Origin of the sequence: Arachidicoccus rhizosphaerae (assembly GCF_900107765.1) — a bacterium.
Classification (GTDB): Bacteria; Bacteroidota; Bacteroidia; order Chitinophagales; family Chitinophagaceae; genus Arachidicoccus; species Arachidicoccus rhizosphaerae.
This window is the reverse complement of the sequence record NZ_FNQY01000002.1, coordinates 52281-78142: the sequence shown is the minus strand read 5'-3', so window position 1 is coordinate 78142 and position 25862 is coordinate 52281. Positions and strand designations below refer to the sequence as shown.

The 25862-nt window shown below is 45.1% G+C and carries 21 protein-coding genes; 13 read left to right on the top strand and 8 right to left on the bottom strand.

Going from position 1 to position 25862, the window contains the following annotated elements; translation table 11 throughout:
• Positions 1 to 134 precede the first annotated feature (134 nt).
• Both mnmA and BLU80_RS02505 read left to right on the top strand, forming a co-directional pair.
• Positions 135 to 1241 carry a tRNA 2-thiouridine(34) synthase MnmA gene (mnmA, locus tag BLU80_RS02510; protein WP_139188065.1) on the top strand — a complete coding sequence of 369 codons (1107 nt, stop codon included), beginning with the start codon at positions 135 to 137 and terminating at the stop codon, positions 1239 to 1241.
• Between the two features lie 242 nt (positions 1242 to 1483).
• Positions 1484 to 2473, top strand: a complete 990-nt coding sequence (locus BLU80_RS02505) for an aspartate-semialdehyde dehydrogenase (RefSeq protein ID WP_091392911.1) — start codon at positions 1484 to 1486, stop codon at positions 2471 to 2473.
• Positions 2474 to 2585: 112 nt separating this feature from the next.
• Here the strand turns inward: BLU80_RS02505 and BLU80_RS02500 are convergent, their stop codons facing one another.
• Positions 2586 to 3320: an LOG family protein gene (locus BLU80_RS02500; RefSeq protein ID WP_091392908.1), complete on the bottom strand. Its 735-nt coding sequence runs from the start codon at positions 3318 to 3320 to the stop codon at positions 2586 to 2588.
• A 511-nt stretch (positions 3321 to 3831) separates the two neighbouring features.
• On the opposite strand from BLU80_RS02500, the gene BLU80_RS19670 reads away from it, so the two are divergent.
• The 6 genes from BLU80_RS19670 to BLU80_RS02470 all read left to right on the top strand — a co-directional run bounded on the left by BLU80_RS19670 (position 3832) and on the right by BLU80_RS02470 (position 9542).
• Positions 3832 to 3975: a hypothetical protein gene (locus BLU80_RS19670; protein ID WP_211481728.1), complete on the top strand. Its 144-nt coding sequence runs from the start codon at positions 3832 to 3834 to the stop codon at positions 3973 to 3975.
• A gap of 14 nt (positions 3976 to 3989) precedes the next feature.
• Positions 3990 to 5534 (top strand): trypsin-like peptidase domain-containing protein, encoded by a 1545-nt coding sequence (locus tag BLU80_RS02490; protein ID WP_091392903.1) that lies wholly within the window; start codon positions 3990 to 3992, stop codon positions 5532 to 5534.
• Positions 5535 to 5798: 264 nt separating this feature from the next.
• Positions 5799 to 6731, top strand: coding sequence for an ABC transporter ATP-binding protein (locus BLU80_RS02485; protein WP_091392899.1), 933 nt, complete (start codon positions 5799 to 5801; stop codon positions 6729 to 6731).
• Positions 6732 to 6745: 14 nt separating this feature from the next.
• Positions 6746 to 8050, top strand: coding sequence for an ABC transporter permease (locus tag BLU80_RS02480; protein ID WP_091392896.1), 1305 nt, complete (start codon positions 6746 to 6748; stop codon positions 8048 to 8050).
• 34 nt (positions 8051 to 8084) lie between these two features.
• Positions 8085 to 8774, top strand: a complete 690-nt coding sequence (locus BLU80_RS02475) for a helix-turn-helix transcriptional regulator (protein ID WP_091392894.1) — start codon at positions 8085 to 8087, stop codon at positions 8772 to 8774.
• Positions 8775 to 8963: 189 nt separating this feature from the next.
• Positions 8964 to 9542, top strand: coding sequence for a DinB family protein (locus BLU80_RS02470; protein WP_244518690.1), 579 nt, complete (start codon positions 8964 to 8966; stop codon positions 9540 to 9542).
• A gap of 145 nt (positions 9543 to 9687) precedes the next feature.
• Here the strand turns inward: BLU80_RS02470 and BLU80_RS02465 are convergent, their stop codons facing one another.
• The 4 genes from BLU80_RS02465 to secA form a co-directional block, all read right to left on the bottom strand.
• Positions 9688 to 11232 (bottom strand): arylsulfatase, encoded by a 1545-nt coding sequence (locus tag BLU80_RS02465; RefSeq protein WP_091392891.1) that lies wholly within the window; start codon positions 11230 to 11232, stop codon positions 9688 to 9690.
• Positions 11233 to 11347: 115 nt separating this feature from the next.
• Complete coding sequence (locus BLU80_RS02460; RefSeq protein ID WP_091392889.1) at positions 11348 to 11551, bottom strand: helix-turn-helix transcriptional regulator; 204 nt, start codon at positions 11549 to 11551, stop codon at positions 11348 to 11350.
• Positions 11552 to 11553: 2 nt separating this feature from the next.
• Positions 11554 to 11979, bottom strand: a complete 426-nt coding sequence (locus tag BLU80_RS02455; RefSeq protein ID WP_091392887.1) for a hypothetical protein — start codon at positions 11977 to 11979, stop codon at positions 11554 to 11556.
• Positions 11980 to 12187: 208 nt separating this feature from the next.
• The gene (gene secA / locus BLU80_RS02450) at positions 12188 to 15529 is read right to left on the bottom strand and encodes a preprotein translocase subunit SecA (RefSeq protein ID WP_091392885.1); all 3342 of its coding nucleotides are present in this window, start codon (positions 15527 to 15529) and stop codon (positions 12188 to 12190) included.
• A 506-nt stretch (positions 15530 to 16035) separates the two neighbouring features.
• On the opposite strand from secA, the gene atpG reads away from it, so the two are divergent.
• The 3 genes from atpG to purE all read left to right on the top strand — a co-directional run bounded on the left by atpG (position 16036) and on the right by purE (position 18859).
• Entirely contained in the window at positions 16036 to 16917 is an 882-nt protein-coding gene (gene atpG, locus BLU80_RS02445; RefSeq protein WP_091392883.1) for an ATP synthase F1 subunit gamma, read from the top strand.
• 160 nt (positions 16918 to 17077) lie between these two features.
• Positions 17078 to 18271, top strand: a complete 1194-nt coding sequence (scpB, locus tag BLU80_RS02440) for an SMC-Scp complex subunit ScpB (protein WP_091392881.1) — start codon at positions 17078 to 17080, stop codon at positions 18269 to 18271.
• A gap of 51 nt (positions 18272 to 18322) precedes the next feature.
• On the top strand, positions 18323 to 18859 hold the full coding sequence (purE, locus tag BLU80_RS02435; protein ID WP_091392879.1) for a 5-(carboxyamino)imidazole ribonucleotide mutase: 537 nt from the start codon (positions 18323 to 18325) through the stop codon (positions 18857 to 18859).
• A 136-nt stretch (positions 18860 to 18995) separates the two neighbouring features.
• Here purE and BLU80_RS02430 read toward each other — a convergent pair whose 3' ends face one another.
• The 3 genes from BLU80_RS02430 to ffh all read right to left on the bottom strand — a co-directional run bounded on the left by BLU80_RS02430 (position 18996) and on the right by ffh (position 21918).
• The gene (locus BLU80_RS02430; protein WP_091392877.1) at positions 18996 to 19796 is read right to left on the bottom strand and encodes a S1/P1 nuclease; all 801 of its coding nucleotides are present in this window, start codon (positions 19794 to 19796) and stop codon (positions 18996 to 18998) included.
• 117 nt (positions 19797 to 19913) lie between these two features.
• Complete coding sequence (locus BLU80_RS02425) at positions 19914 to 20348, bottom strand: DUF4293 domain-containing protein (protein ID WP_091392875.1); 435 nt, start codon at positions 20346 to 20348, stop codon at positions 19914 to 19916.
• Positions 20349 to 20583: 235 nt separating this feature from the next.
• A complete protein-coding gene (gene ffh / locus BLU80_RS02420; protein WP_091392874.1) occupies positions 20584 to 21918 on the bottom strand; it encodes a signal recognition particle protein in 1335 nt (444 codons plus the stop codon).
• A gap of 399 nt (positions 21919 to 22317) precedes the next feature.
• Here ffh and fusA point away from each other — a divergent pair, with 399 nt between their 5' ends.
• Positions 22318 to 24474 carry an elongation factor G gene (gene fusA, locus BLU80_RS02415; protein ID WP_091392872.1) on the top strand — a complete coding sequence of 719 codons (2157 nt, stop codon included), beginning with the start codon at positions 22318 to 22320 and terminating at the stop codon, positions 24472 to 24474.
• Between the two features lie 167 nt (positions 24475 to 24641).
• Positions 24642 to 25802, top strand: coding sequence for a radical SAM family heme chaperone HemW (gene hemW / locus BLU80_RS02410; RefSeq protein ID WP_091392870.1), 1161 nt, complete (start codon positions 24642 to 24644; stop codon positions 25800 to 25802).
• Positions 25803 to 25862 lie beyond the last annotated feature (60 nt).

Genomic DNA, 25862 nt, shown 5'->3' with positions numbered 1-25862 from the left:
AAGATATCTTTTCTCGCGGAATAATAAAATCCCCATATCCAAAAAATATCATAAATCAGTTTTATGACAAGGCTGTGACGGGTATTCAAACAACAATTGTGGCAATAATCTTACCTTTGCAAAAATTTTAAACAGTGAGTAAGGGAAAGGTTTTGGTGGCAATGAGTGGTGGTATTGACAGTACTGTCGTAGCCCTCATGCTCCACAAACAAGGTTATGAAGTGATCGGGATCACCATGAAAACCTGGGATTATGCCAGCAGCGGCTCCGGTTCCAAGGAAACAGGGTGCTGCAATGTGGACAGCTTTAATGATGCCCGTCAGGCAGCAGTACAACACGGATTTCCGCATTTTATATTAGATATCAGAGATGAGTTCGGGGATTTTGTCATCGACAATTTTGTGGAGGAATATATTGCCGGTCGTACCCCTAATCCCTGTGTGATGTGTAACACCCACATTAAGTGGCGGGCCTTACTCAAAAGAGCCAACGCACTAGGCTGTGATTATATTGCGACGGGACATTATGCCAATATCCATAAAGGCGAGGATGGCCGCTATTATTTAAGCAAAGGCCTGGATGAGACCAAGGATCAGAGTTATGTCCTTTGGGGACTCGAGCAGGATTTACTCAGTAGAACCCTGCTTCCCTTGGGTGGTTATCATAAAACAGAGATTCGTCAGCTGGCGGCCGATTACGGTTATCCGGAACTGGCCAAAAAAAGCGAGAGCTATGAAATCTGCTTCGTACCGGACAATGACTACCGCGGCTTTTTAAAGCGCCGGGTGGACGGGCTGGAGCAGCGCGTACAGGGCGGTTGGTTTGTGGATAAGACCGGTAAAAAGCTAGGACAGCATAGTGGCTATCCGTTTTATACCATCGGCCAGCGTAAAGGCCTGATAGCCATGGGACATCCGGTATATGTCACCCATATTGACCCGGCCACCAATACCGTTGTACTCGGTGATCTGTCCGATCTGGACAAATCAGAACTTACCGTAGGCAAACTGAACTGGCAAAAATACCAGGCAGTCCAAGACGGCATGGAAGTGCTGGTAAAAATCAGGTATAAGGATAAAGGCACCATGGGGCACTTATATATGGATGGCGATCAGGTTCGGGTAGAATTACTGGCTCCGGCAGCAGGCATCGCCCCCGGTCAGAGCGCCGTCTTCTATGAAGGAGACACCGTTATCGGCGGCGGTATTATTAAAAGGCAGGAGGAATTTATATTTTCTTAAAAATTTATTTGAAAATTTGATGATATCCATTTAATTTTGGCCTCACAAATGAACAGCATAAAGAAACATACTAAGAAGATTAAACCATCTAAACAGGAAGGGTGAACTTGGTATGTGTCACAATATAAAAAAAGCCTTCCTGAATCAGGAAGGCTTTTTTCATAAGTGCCCTATCGAATAATTCCCTGTTTCTTTACCTGTCGATTTTAGAATCGCTCATTATATAACAAAAAAAATAAACAATGAAAGTAGCCGTAGTCGGTGCTACCGGTCTGGTAGGAACAAAAATGATGCAGGTGCTGGAAGAAAGAAATTTTCCGGTAACAGAATTATTACCTGTAGCCTCTGAAAGAAGTGTGGGTAAAGAAGTCAGCTTTAAAGGCAAGACCTATAAGGTCATTTCCATGCAGCAGGCTATTGACGAAAAGCCCGAAGTGGCTATTTTTTCAGCGGGCGGCGGCACTTCTTTAGAGTGGGCACCCAAATTTGCGGCAGCCGGCATTACGGTCATTGACAACTCCTCTGCCTGGAGAATGGATCCCACCAAAAAACTGGTCGTTCCGGAAATCAACGCTTCCGTTTTGACCAGCGAAGATAAAATCATCGCCAACCCCAACTGTTCTACCATTCAGATGGTGGTAGCGCTCAACCCGCTGCACAAGGCCTATAAGATGAAAAGAGTGATTGTAAGCACTTACCAGAGTGTCACCGGGACCGGTAAAAAAGCCGTAGATCAGCTCTTTAACGAAAGAAGTGGCAAAGACGGCGAAAAAGCCTATGCTCATCCTATAGATCTGAATGTAATTCCACAGATTGACGTCTTTACAGACAATGGTTACACCAAGGAAGAAATGAAAATGACCAATGAAACCGTGAAAATCCTGGGAGACGACTCCATTCGTCTGACCGCTACGGCCATTCGTATTCCGGTAATCGGCGGTCATAGCGAGAGCATCAATGTGGAGTTTGAAAATGAATTCGAACTGGATGAGGTTCGCAGGATTCTAAGTGAAGCTCCGGGCGTTATTTTGCAGGATAATGTGGCTGAAGGCCAGTATCCCATGCCCCTGAATGCTCATGAAAAAGATGAGGTATTTGTAGGCCGTTTACGCAGAGATGAAACCCAGCCTAAAACATTGAACCTGTGGGTAGTCAGCGATAACCTGCGCAAGGGTGCGGCCACCAATGCCGTTCAGATCGCGGAATACTTAATGGCAGAAAAGTTAATCTAAGACGCTTCGTTAGATAAAAAACTTAAAGCGTCCTGTCCTTTTAAAAGCTGCGCGGCCTTTAAAAGGACAGGACGCTTTTGTACTCATGCATCTATGTATCCGTGCATCCGTTTTATTTGGGTTCTTTTCTTTCCAGCCACCGCCACCGGGGCCTTTGTGGCAGGATATTGTAATGACTATTAATAAATTTGCGGATATAATCCATCCCGTCATCAATGCTATCGGTAATAAATACCAGATCCATATCGATGGGTGCAATGGTCCCCGCCCCTGCAAATCCTTTCATCAGTTCCACGATAGGCTGATAGAAGTCCGACCCGAATAATACAATGGGATACCGGTCTACTGATTTTGTCTGTACCAGGGTCAGGATTTCATAAAATTCGTCCATGGTGCCAAAACCGCCAGGCATGACCACAAAGGCATAAGAGTGCTTGACTAACAATACTTTTCTGGTAAAAAAATGCTCAAACACAACAGAAGTGGTCAGATAAGGATTCTCATGCTGTTCATGCGGTAACACAATATTCATCCCAACAGACATACCGCCTGCTTCAAAGGCCCCTTTATTAGCGGCTTCCATAATACCGGGGCCGCCACCGGTGATCGTGGTAAACTTCATAGCCGCTATCCTTCTGCCAAATTCTACCGCCGCTTCATAGTAAGGAGTCCCTTCTTCCAGCCTGGCTGAACCGAAGACCGTGATGCCGGGACCTATATTATGCAGTTTACGCATATTATACATTAACTGCCAGGCTACTTTCAGGGCGAATCCAATCTCCCAGATTCCTTTTTTGGGACTATCTAAATAAATAATCTTTTTCCTACGTATAACTTTTCCTTTCATCTGCTTGAATTGTCTTTTGTCGGTTCGGATAACACATCGTCATAAATCCCTGAGGGTGATAGACAATGGTTTGGTATCTTTTATAATAGTGTAAACTTATGGATAAAATTTTTATTTTCCAGATTTGTACAGTTGCCCAACCCTCTGGTAAAAAAGCAGCTGACAGCTGCTTATAAATATGGGCCGGGAAAACATCTTCAAAATTTATTCAGTTTTAGCTCAGATTTGAAAGTATCTCATAGACTGAAACTACCGTGGTTACTGATAAGTGTCAAGATATACATTACCAGTAGGATGTTTATATGCGCGGATAAAAACTTTGCTAATAAAGTGGCTTTTAGGGTTAATTTATTTTAACACCAAATCCTGTCCGATTTTGGGATGATCATTGGTTTCAGAAAGTTTCAGCGAGGAATTTTTCTTTAACAGTATTGAGAACCAATTAAATATTTTGTTAATAAATAAAACCCACTTAGCCAAGTATTGAACTGGACTGTAAATTTATCGTCCAATGAACATTACAAGCAACGATCAGATAGTTGCCATGAAAGGTTCAAAACTAAATATTGAAAAAGCAACCGCCCCTTCGATGCTGCAGTTAAGTCAACTGTTAATGGTTCACTTATGCTGCGTCAAGGGATTTATTAACTATTAAAATATAATAAACAGATGAAATGGAAAAATGTACTGTTTGTCGTCTTTATCAGCGCAGCCACTGCTATAGGAAGTGTATGGGGGTTTAGCAAATACCAGCGCATGCAAACAGCCGGCACCCAGGAGCCCGGTAAGCTTCCTGCTAACTATGCAAGTTTTTTTGATAAATCAAGCGCGCCATCCAGCGCCATTGACTTTACGGCAGCCAGCGCTTCCGCTACCCCTGCCGTTGTACATATTAAAGTAGAAACCAAATCCAGAAAAGTCACCAATAACCTGCCCAGCAGCCCTTTCGGGGATCTGTTCGGGGATGACAGTCCTTTCGGTGATTTCTTCGGTGGGCCCAGAGTACAGACCATCCCTGGCGAAAGAGCCAGCGGCAGTGGTGTGATCATCAGTGACGACGGATATATCGTTACCAACAATCACGTGGTAGCCAATGCGGATAAAATTACCGTGACCACCAGTGATAAAAAAACCTATAAAGCCCGCGTCATCGGGACAGACCCCAGCAGTGATCTGGCGGTGGTAAAAATTGAAGCCAGTCATCTGCCTTATTTAGTATATGGCAACAGTGATGATTTAAAATTAGGCCAATGGGTGATTGCCATCGGTTATCCCTTTACGCTGGATGTAACGGTTACGGCCGGTATTGTCAGCGCCAAGGCCAGAGATATCGGTCTTGGAAGATCCAAAAGCAACGGCAGTGCTACGACCATAGAGTCCTATATCCAGACAGATGCAGCCGTCAACCCCGGTAACAGTGGTGGTGCCTTAATCAATACGGATGGTCAGTTAATCGGCATTAATAGTGCCATCGCCTCTCCGACAGGTAGCTTTACCGGTTATTCCTTTGCCATTCCTGTCAACATCGCCAAAAAAGTCGTCAACGACATTATCAAATATGGTGCGGTACAAAGAGGTTATATCGGTATCACTTTCTTAGATATTACCACCCTTAGCGATGAACAGAAAAAAGAACTCAAGATTGACAATTACAACACCGGTCTTTATGTAGGCGATGTCAGTGAAGACGGGGCAGCTCAGGCAGCCGGCCTGAAAAAAGGCGATGTCATCACGGCCATCAACGACAGACCTGTTAATAATTCAGGTCAGATGTCCGCCATCATGGGCGAGAAAAAACCAGGCGATAAATTAAATGTTACGTATATGCGTGACGGCAAGCAACTACAGGGCACACTGACCCTTAAAAACAGCCTGGGTACTTATAAACAAATGACTGCCGAGGAAGCTTCCTCTTCCAAATTAGGCGCAGACCTGGTCACCCTGACTCCGGAACAGGCCAGCAAATATGGCATTAACGGCGGTGTGCAGGTCACCAATCTGAAAGACGGGGCCTTTAAGAAAGCCAAGATTCAAAACGGCTTTATCATCATCAGCATCGATGGACAAACCGTTCATAAAGCAGAAGATGCCCGCAAGATCTTAAAGGAAAGCACCGGACTGATTCAGTTAAGAGGTATTTATCCGGATGGCGATGCCATTTACGGTTATCCTTTAAGACTGGATAATGAGGATAGCGACAATAGTGGAAATTAGAGAACACGACATACTAATAATTGGAAAAATGGGGCCGGATTTTTGATTAAAATCCGGCCCTTTTGTGTTTTTAACATCCACCGGTAAAGGAAGTCTCTTTTTGATATCCACCGTACAACCCGGCTGCTGTCCATAAACTGACCATTTATCCCTTAAAATCAACCTTTATCACAAAAAAATGACGGTGTGTAGCAATTTATTAACAATTTGCCAAAAAACTGTGGTATTTTCGTTACCTATAACCCCTCAACTAATTAAAAAACAATGGCAATACTTGAACTTTCGCACCTCAAAAAATACTATGCGACACAAAAGGCAGTCGATGATGTCAGTTTTTCCATAGAACCGGGACAGATTTTCGGCCTTTTAGGGCCAAACGGGGCAGGCAAAACGACGTTACTGCGCATGATTACGGGTATCTTCTATCCGGATGAAGGCACTATTACTTTTGACGGGAAAAAATTTGATCCGGAAAATGACATTCAGCGCATCGGTTATATGCCCGAAGAAAGAGGGCTGTATAAGAAAATGAAAATCGGCGATCAGGCCATGTTTCTGGCCCGGCTCAAAGGACTTTCGCAGCCCGAGGCCATGGCTAAAATAAAATACTGGTTTGAACGACTGGAAATGCAATCCTGGTGGGATAAAAAAGTAGAAGACCTCAGCAAGGGCATGAGCCAGAAACTGCAGTTTGTCATTACTGTTTTACATGAACCTAAGCTGATTATCCTGGACGAGCCCTTCAGCGGGCTGGATCCGGTCAATGCCAACCTGATCAAAGACCAGATATTTGAGCTGGCCCAAAAAGGCAGCACGATTATTTTCTCTACCCACCGTATGGAACAGGTAGAAGAGATCTGCGATCAGATTGCCCTGATCAATCTGGGTAAGAAAGTACTTGATGGAAAGGTAGAGGATATCCGTCAGCAGTATAAGGAGCATCTTTATGAAATCAAACTGGACCGGGAAATAGCAGCCGGTGCCACTTCCTCGGTTTTTGAAACAGTCAACCAGGCCGGCAATAAAATGATTGTCCGCATAAACGAAGGCCGCACCGGTAATGATATCCTCAGATACTTCCTGGATCAGAACATTGAAGTGCAGCATTTTGGAGAGATCCTGCCCTCACTCAATGAAATTTTCATCCGCCTGGTGCACGGAACCAATGCCGTAACCCGCAGTTTCCACAACATCTAAACCTTCTAGTGATCATGAATAAGATATTTTTAGTATTAAAAAGAGAATTTTTAAGCCGGGTGCAGAAAAAGACGTTCCTGTTAGTCACCATTGGCCTGCCGGTGTTGATTTTCGGCATTTATGCCGCTATTTTCTACTTTAGCGTGAACAGCAGTTCCAAAACCAAAATTATGGTAGTGGACGATGCGGGGTTATTTAAAGATACCATCGCGGCCAGTTCCAAGGATGTCACTTATGTATTTACCAACGGCGTAGCCAGCTCTGAGCTTGAACAAAAAGCGAAAAGCAAGGAAATAGACGGCTATATCGTGGTGCCCAAAGGAGCCAGCCTGGATGACAAGATCAATCTGGTTACCGGCACCAAGATCGGCATTATGACCCGCGGCACCATCACCGATGCGATCCAGGCCAGACTGGAAAAGCTGAAAATGGACGCCCTGCCTGTCTCTCAGGATCTGCTGAAAAAAGCTAAAGCAGAAAACAAGGTTGATTTTGTCAATATCAACGATAAAAATGATTCGGGGATGCGCGCCGGTGTCAGCTACGGCGTTGGCGTGTTCTGCGGTATTTTGATTTATATGGTGTTATTACTGTACGGCACTTCCGTTATGCGCGGTGTCATGGAGGAGAAAGTCTCCAGGATCGCAGAAATCGTCGTCAGCAGTATCAAGCCTTTCCAGCTGATGATGGGGAAAATTCTGGGAATCGGCGCTGTCGGCCTGTTACAGTTTGTCATCTGGATTGTGCTGGGTGTCGGACTCAGGCTCATCTTAATTCCTATTTTATTTCCCGAGGCTTCCCATATGGTGGCCACGGGAGCCATGGGCGCCGGCGGTTCTGCAGCGGATATGGCAGGCGTCATGCAGGCACTCAGCTCCATTAATTATCCACTCATCATTACCATGTTCTTTGTTTATTTTCTGGGCGGTTACTTTATTTATGCTTCCTTATTTGCGGCTATCGGCTGTTCTGTCAGTGACGGACAGCAGGATGCTCAGGGGCTCACACTGCCGGTCACCTTACCGATTATTATCGGTTTTGTCATTATGATGCAGGCGGTCAATGATCCGACCAGCGGACTTGCGGTATTCGGGAGTTTATTCCCGCTTACCTCTCCTATCGTAATGATGGCCCGTGTTACACAAGGCGTACCGGATGCGGTCTCCTGGTGGGAACTGGCCCTGAGTATCGTGCTGCTATTCGGCTCTTTTATCATTACCACCTGGTTTGCCGGCAAGATTTACCGAACCGGCATTTTAATGTATGGTAAAAAGCCCACCTGGAAGGAGCTATTTAAATGGGCCTTCCGTAAAAACTAAACCTGATTTTTATTAACCGGAAAACTCTGATTGCGTGAACAGATTAGATCGCCTTTTTGCTATACTGGTTTTACTGCAGTCCAAAAAATACGTGACCGCAGAATCCATCAGTGAGCGTTTTGATATCAGTCTGAGAACCGTTTACCGGGACATCAAGGCCCTGGGCGCCTCCGGCATACCCATCAGTTATGAAGCGCCCAGGGGTTATTTTATTGTTGCCGGTTTTTTCCTCTCTCCGGTGGCATTCAGCATGGAAGAGTCCAGCGCCTTGCTACTGATGGAAAAAATGGTACGCGCACTGGCAGACAAGGCAACAGCAGACCAGTACAGTCGTGCCATGACCAAGATCCGCTCGGTCATGAAAAGCAGCCAGCAGGACCTGCTGGACATCTTGGATGAAAATACGCAGCTCCAGTTCAGTGCCAACTGGCTGCTCCAGGAAAATTTTATCCCCAAAGTGCAAAACGCCATTGCCCATAAACAGCAACTGCAGATTCAATATAAAGACAAGTCAGAGCAGCAAAGCCTGCGCTTAATTGAACCTGTCGGCCTTATTTTCTATGCCTTCAGCTGGCATATTTTTGCCTGGTGTCACTTAAGGCAGGACTACCGGGATTTTAAACTTAACCGCATCCTGCAGGTACTGGAGCCCGGCACCGGCTTTGAAAAAACCGACCATCTGCCCATCAGTCATTTTATGGAAAACCTGCCGGTAAATTACTAAACCGGTCATTTATGTAACTAAGCATCCAGCCTCATGCTGTAAAAAGGGCAGATTTTTTATAATCTGCCCTTTTTTATTTTTTTTAGGATATCAGACTGCCATAGGGTTGTCAGTTGGCCTGTTTTATTTTGTTATCAGAAAGCCGGTGACCGGCTTTCTGATATTTAAACACTTTTAAACCTAAAAAAAATGAGCAGCACAAACATTGCGACAAACCTTGCTACCAACGAATCCGCATCAACAGCGCAAAACACCACCCGCCCTTCGAGCCTGGACCATATCCCGGTCCTTTTAAAAGAAATGGAAAAAGAAAACCGGACGACCCGGGAAATGCTCTCCCGTATCCCGGATACTATTTATGATTGGCAACCCCATCCCAAAAGCATGACGGTAAAGCAACTGGCCAATCACCTGGCAGAGCTGCCCGCCTGGGCGGCGATGGTCCTTCACACCAGCGGACTGGACTTTGCAGCGAGCCCCTATGAGCCCACTCACGCAGTCACCACCCAGGATGTACTGGCCTTATATGACAAATCCTATCAGCAAGGGCACGAGGCCATTCAGTCGGCTACCGAAGACATACTTATTGATACCTGGACTTTAAGCAACGGCGATATAACGCTTGCAGAAGATACCAAACTGGCCACCCTGCGCATGTGTTTTTGTCAGATTGTCCACCATAGGGCTCAGTTAGGGGTGTATTTAAGACTAAATAATATCCCGCTTCCTCCCAGTTATGGCCCGAGCGCTGACCAAAGTACTTTATAGCCGGAGTTTAAAACCAGGCCATAACCTAAAGAACCAGGGCTACTTACCTCCTGCCATGAAGATGTAAGTAGCCCTGGTTCTTTAGTTGTATCCTCTTAAATAAGCAGCAGTAAAGTCCTTTAAATACAATGCTGCAGTGTACGGCCTAACCGGGCGTTTTATATTCAAAGTTCCATTCATTCAAGTGGGATAAAGTTCTTTTTTTCATCAGCTGCTCTATTTTTTGCACAATATCCGGATGAGCGGCCGCCTGATCAATTTTCTCTGCCGGATCTGTTTTCAGGTTATAGAGTAAAACAGGGCCACTGGGATCCTCTTTGGCATTTAGGCGAATCCCCTTCCAGTCCCCCAGCCTGACCGCCTGTTCCCCGTTGTGACGGCTGGCCAGCTCCCAGTACAGATACGCATGAGTGCTTTGCTGTCCCTTTCCCGTGAGTAAAGGCGCAATGGAAATCCCTTGTGTTTCCACCCTGCCGGCAAAGCTGTTTTCTGGAATCTTGGTTCCGGATAAATCGCAAAAGGTCGCAAACATATCCCAAATCGTTGTTGGATGATCCGTTTGGCTGCCCGCCTGAATAACACCCGGCCAGCAGGCAATCAGCGGTACCCGGATACCTCCTTCAAAAACATCGCCTTTATACCCGCGCCACGGTCCATTGGCTTCAAAATAACGTGCCGGTGTGCCGCCTTCCCCGTCCGGAGCGCCATTGTCACTGGTAAAAATAATCAGGGTATTATCCAGTAACCCCTGTTCTTTTAAAGTGGCTACTATCTGCCCGACGTAATCATCCAGCAAGGAGATCATGGCGGCATAAGTCTGCCTTGGACGAAAAGAAGGCAGGTAGCCCGTATTCGGCATCGGCTGATCATCAAACTGTCCTTCATATCTTTCTAATGCTTTCTGAGTCACCTGTAAAGCCACATGAGGAATGGTCGGGGAAAACTCCAAAAAGAAAGGACGGGAGGTATGTTCCCTGATAAAGCGAAGGACATCGGCTGCCATGGTATCGCAGGAATAAACCCGGCCGCTGTACCTGGCGTAGTTTTTTATATCATTGGGATCAGCTCCCTTAGCAAAGGACTGATGCGGTGAAAAATAAGTATTGCCCAGCATTACTTTCTGGTCATTTCGCCATAAATGCGTCGGATAATAATTATGCGCCTGACGCTGTCCCAGATAACCGAAGAAGTAATTAAATCCCTGCCTGGTCGGCACACCGGAAGTATTAGGTCCTCCCAGCCCCCATTTACCAATCAGGGCCGTTGTATAACCTCCCTGCCTTAAGAGTCCCGGAAAGGTCACCGTATTATCCGGCAAAGGCATCTGTCCTCTTTCTCCGGCGTCGGTAAAATCAAAGCCGCCTATTTCATAGTTATCCCGGATATAAGCATGGGCCATATCTTTTCCCGTGAGCAGACCGCATCTGGAAGGACTGCAAATCGGGTCTGCATAATACTGGGTGAATTTCAGGCCGGAGGCGGCCAGCCGGTCAATATTGGGCGTTTTAATCTTCGTTTGTCCGTAGCAGCCCAGTGAGCCATAGCCCAGGTCGTCTGCCATAATAAAAATAATATTGGGACGCCTGGCCACCTGGGCCTGCAAACCGGGCGTTATCCCTGTAAGCGCCAGCAGTATGGTGGCCAGCAGCAGGCATGTTTTTGAGAACCCTTTTTTTGTCATCTGTGTCATGCTTTAAAGTATGGTGCTTTACAATTGCGGCAACAAAATAGACAAAAAATCCGGGACTTTGGCAGAGAAAAAGGAAAAATATGTTGGACATATTAAAAGAGCAGGACCTCCCTTTTTATTCATCCTCCGCGTCCAGTTTAAAAATGTGCTCCACCGGCTTTTCAAAATACCGGGCGATTTTAAGCGCCAGCACGGTAGACGGTACGTATTTTTTCTTTTCGATGGCATTAATGGTCTGGCGGCTGACACCAATGATCTGGGCCAGCTGCTCCTGGGTAATGTCCTTAATGGCCCGCTGTACTTTTAAGGTATTGGTCATCTTTAAGCGTGCTTGCTGCGAATCAGCAAATAATGGAACCGGATGATATAAAACAACAAGGTCGTAAACATATTGATTGCAATAATATTTAAAAAACTCCAACCATAAAAAATCAAATTGCATAAAAACAAGATCAGGTAATTGATCAGTATGGCCCACAGGGCGGAAGAAAGTCTTAATTGATCAATAAATTCATCCTCTGTTTTTTCCTTGGAAAATACAACAAGTAAAGCCCCTGCCAGTATACCGGCTATCAGCACAGTGGAAATGATATCAAAAAATACATTTTTATAATACAAATTCACCACAAAAGTAAGCGTCTGCTTGTCATTGATGATATACCATTTCAGCAGACCCAGTACCAGGGAAGGAACCAGTAAAATCCAGCCCAGCTTTTTATATCGGTAAGGCAATAATTGTGTTTTCATGTATCCTTTATTTTCCACAAAAGTAAAATAAACTTTACATTATATCAAATATTATTTACAAAAAGAATTGCTTAATTTATGAATACCTCCTACGCACTGCCCCAAAAAAAAGTGTTGTGTATTGTTCTTAAACGATTAAAAACAATACACAACACTTTTTTATAACTGCTCAAAAGCGCTTCAGGCTTTATGTGCTTACAATAACTCCTTAAGCATCCTTACCATGACAGTTCTTGTATTTTTTACCGCTGCCGCATGGACATGGATCATTGCGTCCGATTTTAGGAGCGGCCACTACCGGCTGCTGCTTTTCCGGACTGCTGGGATCGAAATAGTCATTTTCATTCGCTGCGTAATCACTGCCAGCCGCATCTACGGCCTCTTTATTCGCATTCAGTTTGCTTAAATCTGTTTTCTGTTCATGACCTTCATGAATTTGATTGCTATTACCCTGCTGCACTTCCACCGGGATATTGGAATGAGACAGGAAAGTAACGATTTCCACATTCACCTGGCTGTTCATTTTAGAGAACAGGCCAAAGGCTTCCTGCTTATAAATAACCAACGGATCTTTCTGTTCGTATTGTACTGTTCTCACACTTTGTTTCAGATCATCCATGGAACGCAGATGCTCTTTCCAGGCGTCATCAATAAAACCCAGCATCAGGGTTTTCTCCAGCGCGTTGACCAGCTCTTCTCCATTTGAATCCAGGGTTTTCTGCATCGGCGCCAGAACCTGTAAGGCTTTTCTGCCGTCGGCAAAAGGAACCACCACATTTTCAATACGGTCTCCCTGAATTTTACGGATGTTTTCAAAGACAGGATGCGCTGTTTTAGCGATCTCTTCGCGGTGTTTCTGGTAATTTTCAAAAGCTTCCTGATACAGGTCTTCGGTCAGCTCACTGATATTGCTTTTACCAAAGGCGGCCTCCGTAATCCTTGTATCCAGCGCAAAGTGAACAATGGCGCTTAAACGGAAACCTTCATAATCATTGGTCTCTTTATGATTGACGACCAGCATTTCTGCCACATAGTAAAAGGCACTGTCAATATCCAGGGCCAGTCTTTCCCCGAACAGCGCGTGATTACGTTTGGTATAAATCACCGTACGCTGTTTATTCATGACATCATCATATTCCAGCAGGTGCTTACGGATACCAAAGTTATTTTCCTCTACTTTCTTCTGCGCTCTTTCAATGGATTTGGTAATCATACCGCTTTCAATGGCTTCCCCTTCTTTATAACCGGCAAAGTCCATTACTTTAGCAATACGTTCGCTACCAAACATACGCATCAGGTCATCTTCCAAAGAAACATAGAACAGGGAAGAACCGGGGTCACCCTGACGACCGGCACGGCCGCGTAACTGCAGGTCCACGCGTCGGCTGTCATGTCTTTCCGTACCAATGATAGCCAGACCACCCGCATCTTTAACGCCTTCACCAAGTTTAATATCCGTACCACGACCGGCCATATTGGTGGCGATGGTTACAGCGCCCTGCAGACCGGCTTCGGCTACGACCTGCGCTTCCTTTCCGTGCTGCTTGGCGTTCAGTACATTGTGTGGGATTTGTTTTTGCCGTAACATACGGCTTAATAATTCACTGATTTCAACAGAGGTCGTACCTACCAGCACCGGACGACCGGCCTCACGGTATTCTACGATCTTATTGATCACAGCCCCATATTTTTCACGTTTCGTCTTGTACACCAAATCATGCTGGTCTTGTCTGATAACCGGCACATTGGTGGGGATAGAGACCACGTCCAGTTTATAGATTTCCCAAAGCTCAGCTGCTTCCGTCTCCGCGGTACCGGTCATACCACTGAGTTTATGGTACATCCTGAAATAGTTCTGCAAGGTAACCGTGGCATAAGTCTGGGTAGAGGCTTCAATCTTTACGTTTTCCTTGGCTTCCAGCGCCTGGTGCAGCCCGTCAGAATAACGACGGCCCTCCATTATACGCCCTGTCTGCTCGTCCACGATCTTCACCTGACCGTCCATGACGACGTACTCATCGTCTTTTTCAAATAATGTATAGGCTTTCAGTAACTGCTGAACCGTGTGGATCCGTTCTGTCTTGGCACTATATTCATTATAGAGCTGTTCTTTACGAATCATTTTATCCTCTGCAGCAAGATTTTCATCCTTTTCCACATGCGCCAGTTCGGTGGCGATATCAGGTAATACGAAAAAGGTAGGATCTTCATTCAGACCGGTCATGGCTTTAATGCCTTTATCGGTCAGTTCAACGGTGTTGTTCTTCTCATCGATATAAAATAAGAGTTCCGCATCTGCCTTAGGCATTTCTCTTTGCTGGTCTGCCAGATGATAGTTCTCTACTTTTTGTAATTTCTGACGGATACCGGGTTCACTCAGATATTTAATCAGGCTGCTGGTTTTGGGTAAACCTCTGTGGGCCCTGAACAGCGCCAGACCTCCACCGCCTTCTTTTACATCATCGTTGCCTTCCGCAATTTTCTTTTTGGCTTCGATTAAAAAATTATTACAGATCTGTCTTTGACGGGCGACCAGTTGAGAAACCCGGTCTTTATATTCAAAAAACAGCTGGGTAGAATTGTCCTTGCCTACAGGTCCAGAGATAATCAAGGGTGTACGGGCATCGTCAATCAGGACGCTGTCCACCTCATCGATCATGGCGTAATGGTGCTTGCGTTGTACCATTTCATCAGGATTGTGCACCATGTTATCCCTTAAATAATCAAAACCAAATTCATTGTTGGTACCATAGGTAATATCACACAGATAGGCATTTCTTCTGGCAGGTGTATTGGGCTGATGTTTGTCGATACAGTCTACTGTCAGACCCAGCCATTCGTAAATGGGGCCGTTCCACTCACTGTCACGACGAGACAGGTAGTCATTGACCGTTACAATATGAACCCCCTCTCCGGCCAGCGCATTTAAATAGGCCGGCAAGGTAGAAACCAGGGTTTTACCTTCACCGGTGGCCATTTCTGCGATTTTCCCCTGGTGCAGCACGATACCACCGATTAACTGTACATCATAGTGCAGCATATTCCAGCTCACCGGCACGCCGGCTGCTTCCCAGCTGGTATTATAGGTGACATTTTCACCGTCAATACGCATATAGCTTTTTTTAACGGCCAGCTGTCTGTCCAGATCCGTAGCCTTGGAAACGACCTCCTCGCTTTCTTTAAAGCGTCTGGCCGTTTCTTTTACCACTGCAAAAGCCTCGGGTAATATATTATTTAAGATTTCTTCAATTTTCTTGTCGCGATCTTTCTTGTGTTCGTCGATTTCCCGGTACAGGTTATCCCTGCCTACCATATCAGCGGAAGGTAAAGCCTCGGCGGCTTCCTTTTTGGATTGAATGGTCTGATCAATATCATTCAGGTAATCCTTGATCCTGGCTTTAAATTCTGTGGTCTTCGCACGTAACTCATCATTGGACAAGGCGCTAAGTTGCTCGTATTGCTTATTGATATCTGCTACCAGGGGCTGAATCTTCTTTACATCCTTTTCAGATTTATTGCCACCGAGCAGCTTGCTTAATATGCCTTTCATTAATTTTTTTTTATAAATGTTTAGATCTCGATTTTTTATAGGCCCGAAAGTGCCAAAATATACATTTCTTACCAAAAGGTAGTCAAAAACAATGCAGATTGCCCCTTCAGGCCAAATTGACAGTTTTCAGGGATGCAAATGTAGGGAATAATTCGGGAATAAAACCCGGGCTGTAAAGGGGATTTCAGGGGAAAGCCCCACCCTGTCCACGGTCCGGATAAATGCCGGACCAAGGAGTCAACCCCATAAAAGCGGCAGCCATTTTAACGGTTATTGAGCGGTATTAGCTGCTAAAATAGCAGTCGTTTGTTTGTAATCAGCTAAAAAGAGGTAGTCTTAGGGCAAATAAACGAACCAAAATACCGCTCAAACAGACAGATAATCAGAGAAATTACACATTAATATGGGCTTTGTGGAAAAAATTGCCGGCCCCTCCCCCTGAAAATGGGTTCAAATTTTGTCTTATTGATTGTATTTGGTTACTTTTGCAGCCAAATTCAAAGTCCATGTCAGGCCAATTAAAAGAAGTACGTATTAGGATCCAGTCTGTGCAATCCACACAGCAAATTACTAAAGCCATGAAGATGGTTAGTGCGGCTAAATTACGCCGTGCGCAGGAAGCCATTACACAAATGAGACCTTACGCCCAGAAACTGCAGGAAGTGCTGAGTAATATTGTCAGCAGCCTGAGTGGTGAATCAAATATTCAGTTAGCTGAACACAGGGAAGTGGAAAAAGTATTGTTGATTGTTATTACCAGCGACCGCGGTCTGGCTGGTGCCTACAACGCCAATATTGTAAAAGCCGCCAAAAATGCAGCTGCCACCAAATATAAAGCAGCACTGGATAAGGGCAACGTTACGATCTGGAATATTGGTAAAAAAGGTTTTGAAGCACTCAGCAAAGCCGGTTACCAAACCGATGCTACTTATAAGGATCTGTTTATCAACCTGAGCTTTGAAAATGTACAGCAGGCCGCACAGGCAGCGATCAAGGCTTTTGAAGACAGGACTTTTGATGCAATAGATATTGTTTACAGTGAATTTGTCAATGCAGCCGTTCAACGCTACGCCGTAGAGCAGTTCTTGCCGATTCCTAAAATTGAGGCAAAGGCCGGAAAGAAAAACGTAGATTTTATTTTCGATCCTGAAAAAGAAGAGCTGGTCGCCCAGTTAATGCCTAAAATCCTGAATACTCAGTTATATAAAGCCGTACTGGACGCCCAGGCAAGTGAGCATGGTGCCCGTATGACCGCTATGGATAAGGCCAGCGAAAACGCCAATGAGATTTTACGTAATCTGAAAATCTCTTATAACCGTGCCCGTCAGGCCGCCATCACCACCGAACTTACCGAAATCGTAAGTGGTGCAGCCGCCCTTCAGGGTTAATCAATAAGAAAGGCGCGGGGGGAATTCCGGGACGCAAGGAGCAGAATTGCAAGATTTAAAACGTTCAAATCAAATCTTCTCCTTATCTTTAGTTATAGACAATTTATAATCTTTTATAGACTGCAAGTTTTAGACTTGCAGTTTTAGTTTACGATAAGTTATGGAGTTAAGTGAAATCATACCCCACATTGAAGCATTGATTTTTGCCAGTGACCGGCCGCTGACGAATCTGGATCTGGTCGATCTGATTAATAACGCGTTCGGGTTTATGGAAGAACAGATCACCCTGGATCAGGTAGAGACCGCGCTGGAAGGAATACGGGAAAAATACAGTTCAGATTTTTATCCCTTTGAAGTTTTTCAAAGTGGCGGAGGCTGGCAGTTTTTAAGTAAACCGGCTTTCCATACCACGATCGCCCAGCTTAACGGAGGTAAATTCTTAAAAAAGCTCTCCAATGCTGCCATGGAAACCTTATCCATCATTGCCTATAAACAACCCATTACCAAAGGAGAAATAGAAAGTATCCGTGGGGTGAACAGTGATTATAGTGTACAAAAACTCCTGGAAAAAGAACTGATTGTGATTTCCGGAAGAAATGAAGAATTACCAGGTAAACCACTCATCTATGAAACCTCCAAAAGCTTCATGGATTATTTCGGGCTGAATACCACTTCCGATTTGCCAAAAATCAAAGAAGTACTGGCAGAACAAATCGAACCCACCCAGCAACAAAGAGTTACGGAAGAAAATGCCGATTTTGGCATATTCCGTAAATTCGATGAAGGGCCGGATACGGACAATCCCTCTTCTTTGGATGCTACCGGAGATCTGGAGCTGGCTGATGATGAACGCCGGGAAGCCCTTCAGGAGGCGACCTCAGACTTAGACGCCGAACTGCACCCTGATTTGAGTCATCTGCAGCCAGAGGCAACCGACGCAGCATTGACATATGACAATCCGGAAGACGACAATCTCCAGGAAGAAGAACTGGCAGATCTGGAACAGGATGAAGCCCAATCAACAACAGCAGAAAAGGCATTAAATTCCGAAGAGGAAGAAGTGGAAGACCTAGACGAAGAAGAGGACGATGAGGAGCTAGACGATGACGATGACGAGGATGACGAAGAAGAGGAAGATGAGGACGATGAGGATGACGATGAGGACGATGAGGACGATGACGATGACGATGACGAAGAAGATGAAGATGATGATGAGGAGGACGATGAAGATGATGATGAAGATGATGATGAAGATGATGATGAGGACGAAGATGAAGATGAAGATGAAGAAGATGATGAGGACGAAGATGACGATGAGGATGAAGATGAGGACGAGAAGCCTAAAAGAAATTAATTAAATACCTCATTTTCAATATATTAAAACTTAAACTTTTTAATAAACAACATGGCAGCAGAATATAACTTACAACCTACTGCGCTGGTAGGCATAATCATGGGCAGTGACAGCGATCTGAAGTTTATGCAGGATGCAGCGCAGATCTTAAAACATTTTGAAGTGCCTTATGAGTTAACGGTTGTCTCTGCGCACCGGACTCCGGAAAGAATGTTCCAGTATGCCAAGACTGCGGCGGACAGAGGGATAAAAGTCATCATTGCCGGAGCGGGCGGAGCCGCCCATTTACCAGGCATGATTGCTTCTTTGACCCATCTGCCGGTCATAGGAGTGCCCATTAAATCCTCCAACTCCATTGATGGCTGGGATTCCGTACTGTCAATTTTACAAATGCCCAATGGAGTGCCTGTGGCTACCGTCGCATTGAACGCTTCCAAAAATGCAGGGTTATTAGCCACTCAGATCCTGGGGACGGGAGATGATGATTTTGCAGATAAATACAAGGCTTTTAAAGAAAGTCTGAAAGATTCCGTTCAGGAAAAAATCAATAAATTATCCTTTGACTGGAATAATGAATTTGACCGTTAATAAAGTATTACGCTCTGTAAACTTAAAATATTAAAAAGGGGTAAGCTTTTAACGTTTACCCCTTTTTAATATTCCACATTAATAATCCCGCACAAACTGCGCAGCATCCAACTCAGCGCTGAATCAACCGGGCTGATTAATCCAAAATCTGGTTCAGTATTCTGGCCAGTCTTAACCCGCCATCCAATAACTGGGCATTCAACCGGTCGAAAAACAAATAATTATAACTATAACTTAGCCTGGAGCCATCAGGGGTTTTATCATAGATCACATCAGACAGCTCATGAGACTGGTAAAACCAGTCCTCCAGGCTACCTGCCTGGATCTGCATGATTTCATCCTTGTTAACCGTATCAATATTGGTGGCATATTCCGTATAACTCCATTTTTGATAATCAATTAACTCGCTATCCCATACGGTATGCAGATTACTGGGTTTGCCGAACCAGGTAACTTTGATCTTATTGCCTCCGGCGTCTTCATCTCTGCCCACATGCAGGGGCTGATGCAAATCCCCGATAAAATGAATTAAAAAACGAAGGGCTATCTGTCTTTGTTCCAGTGGCAGCTCCTTATTTTTTAAAAGGCTTTCCATCTGCTGAATCTGTGTATACAGGTTTTTTCCCTGTAGGGCTTCCAAATCATGGGTAAATTCCTCTTTATCCAGATGCCCGGGTAGGTCTACGTAATGCCAGTTTCCGGTCTGCGTCCACTTATCGGTGGTATCACTTTTAATATAATCAGGCCAGTTGGCCCAGAACGCTAGGGGCGCTTTGCCAATAAGTTTCTCCAGATTTTTCCGGGCCTTTTTACTTAAATGACGCTGTGCGATTTCAGCAATGATCCGGTGCCCGGTAAGCCCCCAGGCCATGGCAGCACTATTGGTGCCGATCATAAGACCGGTGGCAAGTATTAAATAAATAAAAATACGTTTCATGAATAAAGACTTTTAAACAATTTTGGAGCGCTCCTTTTAATTAAATGCAAAAACAGAGACCTGTAAGACCGCATCAATGCTAATTACAATAATATTACAACAACAGGATAATGACGACTATCCTCTGAGCCTGTCTGCACTTTTAAGTAGTTTCATATCCCGGCTGATGCCCCGGATAGCCATAATGATAAAGACCGGGATCAGAAAGACAAATACGGAGGTCAAAGCCAGGGTCCCGCTGCCCGGCAGATAATGCGCCTGAATCTCCTGGTAGTAAAAATAATATAACCCCAGGCTTAAGATCAGATCCACCACCGACAGCAACATCTGCTGTTTTCGGTTCTTATACATAAAGATGGTAATCAGACTCACCACAATGATCACCACCGTGGCCGCAAACACCAAAATAGAAGGGTTATGCCCGTTTAACACGATCTGCGGATGCTGCACACCTTCATTTAACCAGGTGCCTACATAAAAACCAAATTTCAGGGAAAGCGCTGCCAGTATCACAACCACTAACAGCCAAAAAGACTGAATACGTTGAATCATAGGAATAAAATTTTAATCATCATCCAATTAAAAAACCGAAAAGATTATGCAGTTAAAGGTACAATATCTGGCGGTAAGCCAGTTGATTTTTAAGGAATTAAATTATTAAGGACAGGAGATTAAACAAGTATCTCCTGCCCTGCGTATATTTTTTTTGCACGGCCAGCCTGCATTTTTACTGAAATAAAAGGTCTCTGCCTGAATTTCCGGGGCAGCAACCGGCCACTAAACGATGCTACCTTCGCTTAAGACCGCCCATGCCGCCCATCATTCCTGCCATCGGCATTTTATTAAACATTTTCATCATCTGACGCATCTGGTCAAACTGCTTCATGAAAGCATTGACCTCCTGGAGTTGTTTGCCAGACCCCTTGGCAATTCTCTGGCGACGGGAAGGATCAATACTGTCAGGGTTGGCTCTTTCGTAGGGCGTCATGGAGTTAATAATGGCTTCCACGCCTTTAAAGGCGTCATCGCTGATATCCACATCCTTGATCGCTTTACCTACGCCGGGCAGCATCCCCATGATGTCCTTTAAGTTACCCATGCGTTTGATCTGCTGTAACTGATCGATAAAATCCTGAAAATCAAATTGATTTTTCCTGATCTTCTTTTCCAGCTTCTTGGCTTTCTCTTCATCGAATTGCTCCTGGGCCTTTTCTACCAGGGAGGTGATATCCCCCATCCCTAAAATACGCTGCGCCATTCTGTCCGGATAGAAAACATCCAGGGTATCCATCTTCTCACCGCTGGAGACAAACTTAATGGGCTTATTGACGGTATATTGAATACTCAGGGCCGCACCACCACGGGTATCCCCGTCCAGTTTAGTCAGTACTACTCCTGTAAAATCCAGACGGTCGTTAAAGGCCTTGGCGGTATTGACCGCATCCTGGCCTGTCATGGAATCTACGACAAAGAGGATTTCATTCGGGTTAATGGCGTTTTTAATATTAGCGACCTCGGTCATCATTACCTCATCTACTGCCAGACGACCGGCCGTATCGATGATGATAACGTTCTTGGCGTGCTCCTTGGCATAGGCCAGCGCGTTTTTAGCGATGGAGACTGCGTCCTTGTTTTCCCTTTCACTGTACACCTCAACGCCCACCTGTTCTCCCAGGACATGCAGCTGGTCGATGGCTGCCGGCCGGTAGATATCTGCCGCTACCAGCAACGGACGTTTTGCTTTTTTGGTCTTCAAAAAGTTAGAGAGCTTACCGGAAAAAGTAGTCTTACCACTCCCCTGCAGACCTGCGATCAAAATGATGGTCGGATTGCCGCTGATGTCAAAACTGGCTTCCCGGCCTCCCATCAGTTCCGTCAGCTCATCCTGAACAATTTTTACCATTAATTGTCCCGGGCTGATGGCATTAATAACCTTCTCTCCGGTGGCCTTTGCCTTCACCTTATCGGTGAACTCCTTGGCTATCTTATAGTTGACATCCGCATCCAATAAAGCCCGGCGGATATCCTTAAGGGTGGTGGCAATATTAAGCTCAGAAATCCGGGCCTCCCCTTTGAGGTTTTTGAAGGCCGATTCCAGACGATCGGATAGATTATTAAACATACTTGGGTCGTATTTTAGACGATATATTATTAAAAAATGATCAGCAAGCCAAGCAGCCTGCCTTTGTTATACGAACAGCGCCACAGAACACTTTAGTCTATAACGGCGGCAAAAATAGGAAAATAATACAAATACCGCTCATGACACGCCCCTATATATTCAGCTAAGTGACCGGGAGCCGATAAATCGAATAATTGTTATTTATAGTATCCGCATTATTAACGTGTTGGAGCTATTAAGAGTACCCGGTAGCAGGCTATAATTTTGTTCTCCAAAAATCCCTATTATTTAACGTTGATTTCATTCAATTTTATTACCTTTGCGCCTTAAAAACCAAATAAAAGGCAGATTCAGGGCATTTTATGCGGTTTTTTGAACAATTTATAAAACAAAAATTATATGGCGGATTTAAAATTACAGCGCAATTTCGGTATTGCTGCGCATATCGATGCCGGTAAAACCACTACAACTGAGCGTATTTTGCGTTACACTGGTATGATTCACAGAATCGGTGAAGTGCATGATGGTGGTGCAACTACTGACTGGATGGAACAGGAAAAAGAAAGAGGTATTACCATTACTTCTGCGGCAGTTAGCTGCCAATGGCCTTTCCCTACCAACAACGGTCAGGTGACTGCTGAAACAAAAAAATACGGCTTCAATATCATCGACACTCCGGGTCACGTGGACTTTACCGTTGAGGTAGAACGTTCTATGCGTGTACTGGACGGGTTGATCGCTCTGTTCTCCGCCGTAGATGGTGTGGAACCACAATCTGAAACTGTATGGCGTCAGGCCAACCGTTACAAGGTTCCTCGTATCGGTTTTGTCAACAAAATGGACCGTTCCGGTGCTGACTTCTTAAACGTGGTTCACCAGGTAAAAGAAATGCTGGGTGCAAACGCTGTACCGCTGCAGTTACCGATCGGTGCTGAAGATAACTTTAAAGGTGTAGTAGACCTGATTAAAAATATTGGTATCATCTGGGATGATTCTACTGAAGGTATGACTTATACTGAGGTGGCTATCCCTGAAGATATGGCGGAAGAAGTAGAAGAATGGCGCGCTAAACTGATCGAATCAGTAGCTGAATATGATGATACTTTAATGGAAAAATTCTTTGAAGATCCAAACAGCATCAGCGAAGATGAAATCCACGAAGCGATCAGAAAAGCCTGTATCGACCTGAGCATCATCCCGATGATGTGTGGTTCTTCTTTCAAAAACAAAGGTGTACAGACTGCTCTGGACGCTGTTTGTCGTTACCTGCCTTCACCAGCAGATATCGAAGCTATTGAAGGTCACGATCCTAACGATCCTGAAAAAGTATTAACCCGTAAGCCAAGTGCAAAAGAACCTTTTGCTGCGCTGGCTTTCAAAATCATGACTGACCCGTTTGTGGGCCGTCTGGCATTCTTCAGAGTATACTCTGGTCACCTGGACGCCGGTTCTTATGTACTGAATGTAAGAAGTGGTAAAAACGAGCGTATCAGCCGTATCATGAAGATGTTCGCCAACAAGCAGAATCCGGTAGATTTCATCGAAGCCGGTGATATCGGAGCTGCTGTCGGATTTAAAGAAATCAAAACCGGGGATACCCTTTGCGATGAAAAACATCCGATTGTTTTAGAAAACATGTTTATCCCTGAACCGGTAATCGCTATCGCCATCGAGCCTAAAACACAGGCCGACGTTGATAAAATGGGTATGGCGATTGCTAAACTGGTAGAAGAAGATCCTACTTTACGTGTCAATACAGATGAAGATACCGGTCAGACCATCCTGCGTGGTATGGGTGAATTACACCTGGAAATCATCATCGATCGTCTGAGAAGAGAATTCAAAGTAGAAGTTAACCAGGGTAATCCTCAGGTAGCCTACAAAGAAACCTTCCAGTCTACCATCCAGCACCGTGAGGTACTGAAAAAACAATCTGGTGGTCGTGGTAAATTTGCGGATATCCAGTTTGAAATCGGACCTGCTGAAGAAGAATGGATGAAAGAAAACGAAGGCAAGCACTTCCAGTTTGTGAACAACATCGTGGGTGGTTCTATTCCTCGTGAATTTATCCCTGCTATCCAGAAAGGTTTTGAAACCGCAATGTCTACAGGTGTACTGGCTGGTTATCCTGTTGATAATATGAAAATCCGCATCTTTGACGGTAGCTTCCACAATGTGGACTCCGATGCGATGTCCTTTGAGCTTTGTGCTAAAAGTGGTTTCCGTGAAGCCGGTCGCAAAGCAAAACCAGTATTACTGGAACCTATCATGAAAGTGGAAGTAACCACTCCTGACCAGTATATGGGTGATGTAACCGGTGACCTTAACCGTCGTCGCGGTCTGATGGAAGGTATGGATACCCGTGGTAATGCACAGGTGATTAAAGCTAAAGTTCCACTGAGTGAAATGTTTGGTTATGTAACCCAACTGCGTTCACTGTCCTCCGGACGTGCCGCTTCTACCATGGAATTTGATCACTATGCTCCGGCTCCGAACAACATCTCTGAAGAGGTGATTGCCAAGAACAAAGGCAAAGTAAAATCTGAAGAAGATTAGTCTATTTCATTAGACTACCTATCTGAACTATAAAGCCCTGTTACGTCTTGCACTAACAGGGCTTTTTCGTGGAAACGCCAGGACAAATGCCCGGCACCACTTCAACCCCCTGTTTTCTGAGCCGGTATTTGGTCCGGATCCACTACCTTTGGGCTTCTATTTAGATTATGGCAGGCATTTATATTCATATCCCTTACTGCAGCAAAGCCTGCCACTACTGTAATTTTCATTTTTCCACGACCCGTTTTAATGCCAGGGAAATGGTGGACAGTATTTTGCTGGAGGCCCGCTATAGAAAAGACTTTTTCCAACAGGCGCCAGCGGATACGCTTATACTGAAAACGCCGCCAACCATTTCAACTATTTATTTCGGAGGTGGCACGCCCTCCATTTTACCGGGGGACTGGATCATTCAGCTGATTCAAACAATCAAGGACCTATACCCGGTAGAGCCGGCGGCTGAAATCACCCTTGAAGCAAATCCGGATGACATCACCCCTAATGCGCTTGAGCAGTGGCAGACAGCTGGCGTAAACAGGTTAAGCATAGGCGTACAGTCCTTTATTCAAGAGGATCTGAAATGGATGAACCGGGCACATACTACAAGTCAGGCTGGCAACTCCGTTATACTGGCTCAGCAGGCAGGACTATCCAATATATCGCTGGATCTGATTTATGGAACCCCCTATTTAACGGATAGTTTATGGCTGGATAACCTTAAAAAGGCAAATGATCTGGGCGTGGATCACCTATCCGCCTACGCCCTGACGGTAGAGCCCAGAACGGCTCTTTTTAAACTGATTGAAAGAGGCAAAATTCCACCGGTAGACCCTGAGAAACAAAGCCGGCATTTTGATTTGCTGATGGATTGGGCCGGACAAAACGGGTTTGAACATTATGAAATATCTAATTTATCCAGGCCCGGTCACAAGAGTCGCCATAACAGCAGTTACTGGCAGGGACTGCCTTATCTCGGACTGGGTCCCTCCGCCCATAGTTATGATGGCGACGTAACACGCAGCTGGAATATTGAGAGTAACCCTTTATATATTAAAATCCTGAAGCAGGGAAATCTGGCGCTTACGGAGGAGAAACTCAGCCTGGAAAACAGCATCAATGAAATGATCATGATCCAGCTAAGGATGCTCACGGGACTGGACCTGTTAAGTTTTGAACAGCGTTTTGGCAAAGCAGCCAAAGACAAACTCTTGGAACTGGCAGAGCCGGCCATAACGAGCGGCCAGGTGATCTGTCTGCAGGATCATTTACGACTGACCCGCAAGGGCAAGCACTTTGCCGATCATATTGCCATGGAACTGTTTGTCTGAAAAACCGTTATTATTGCTTCAGACTGATTTTCAAAAAAAGTAAAAAATTAGACCGGACGG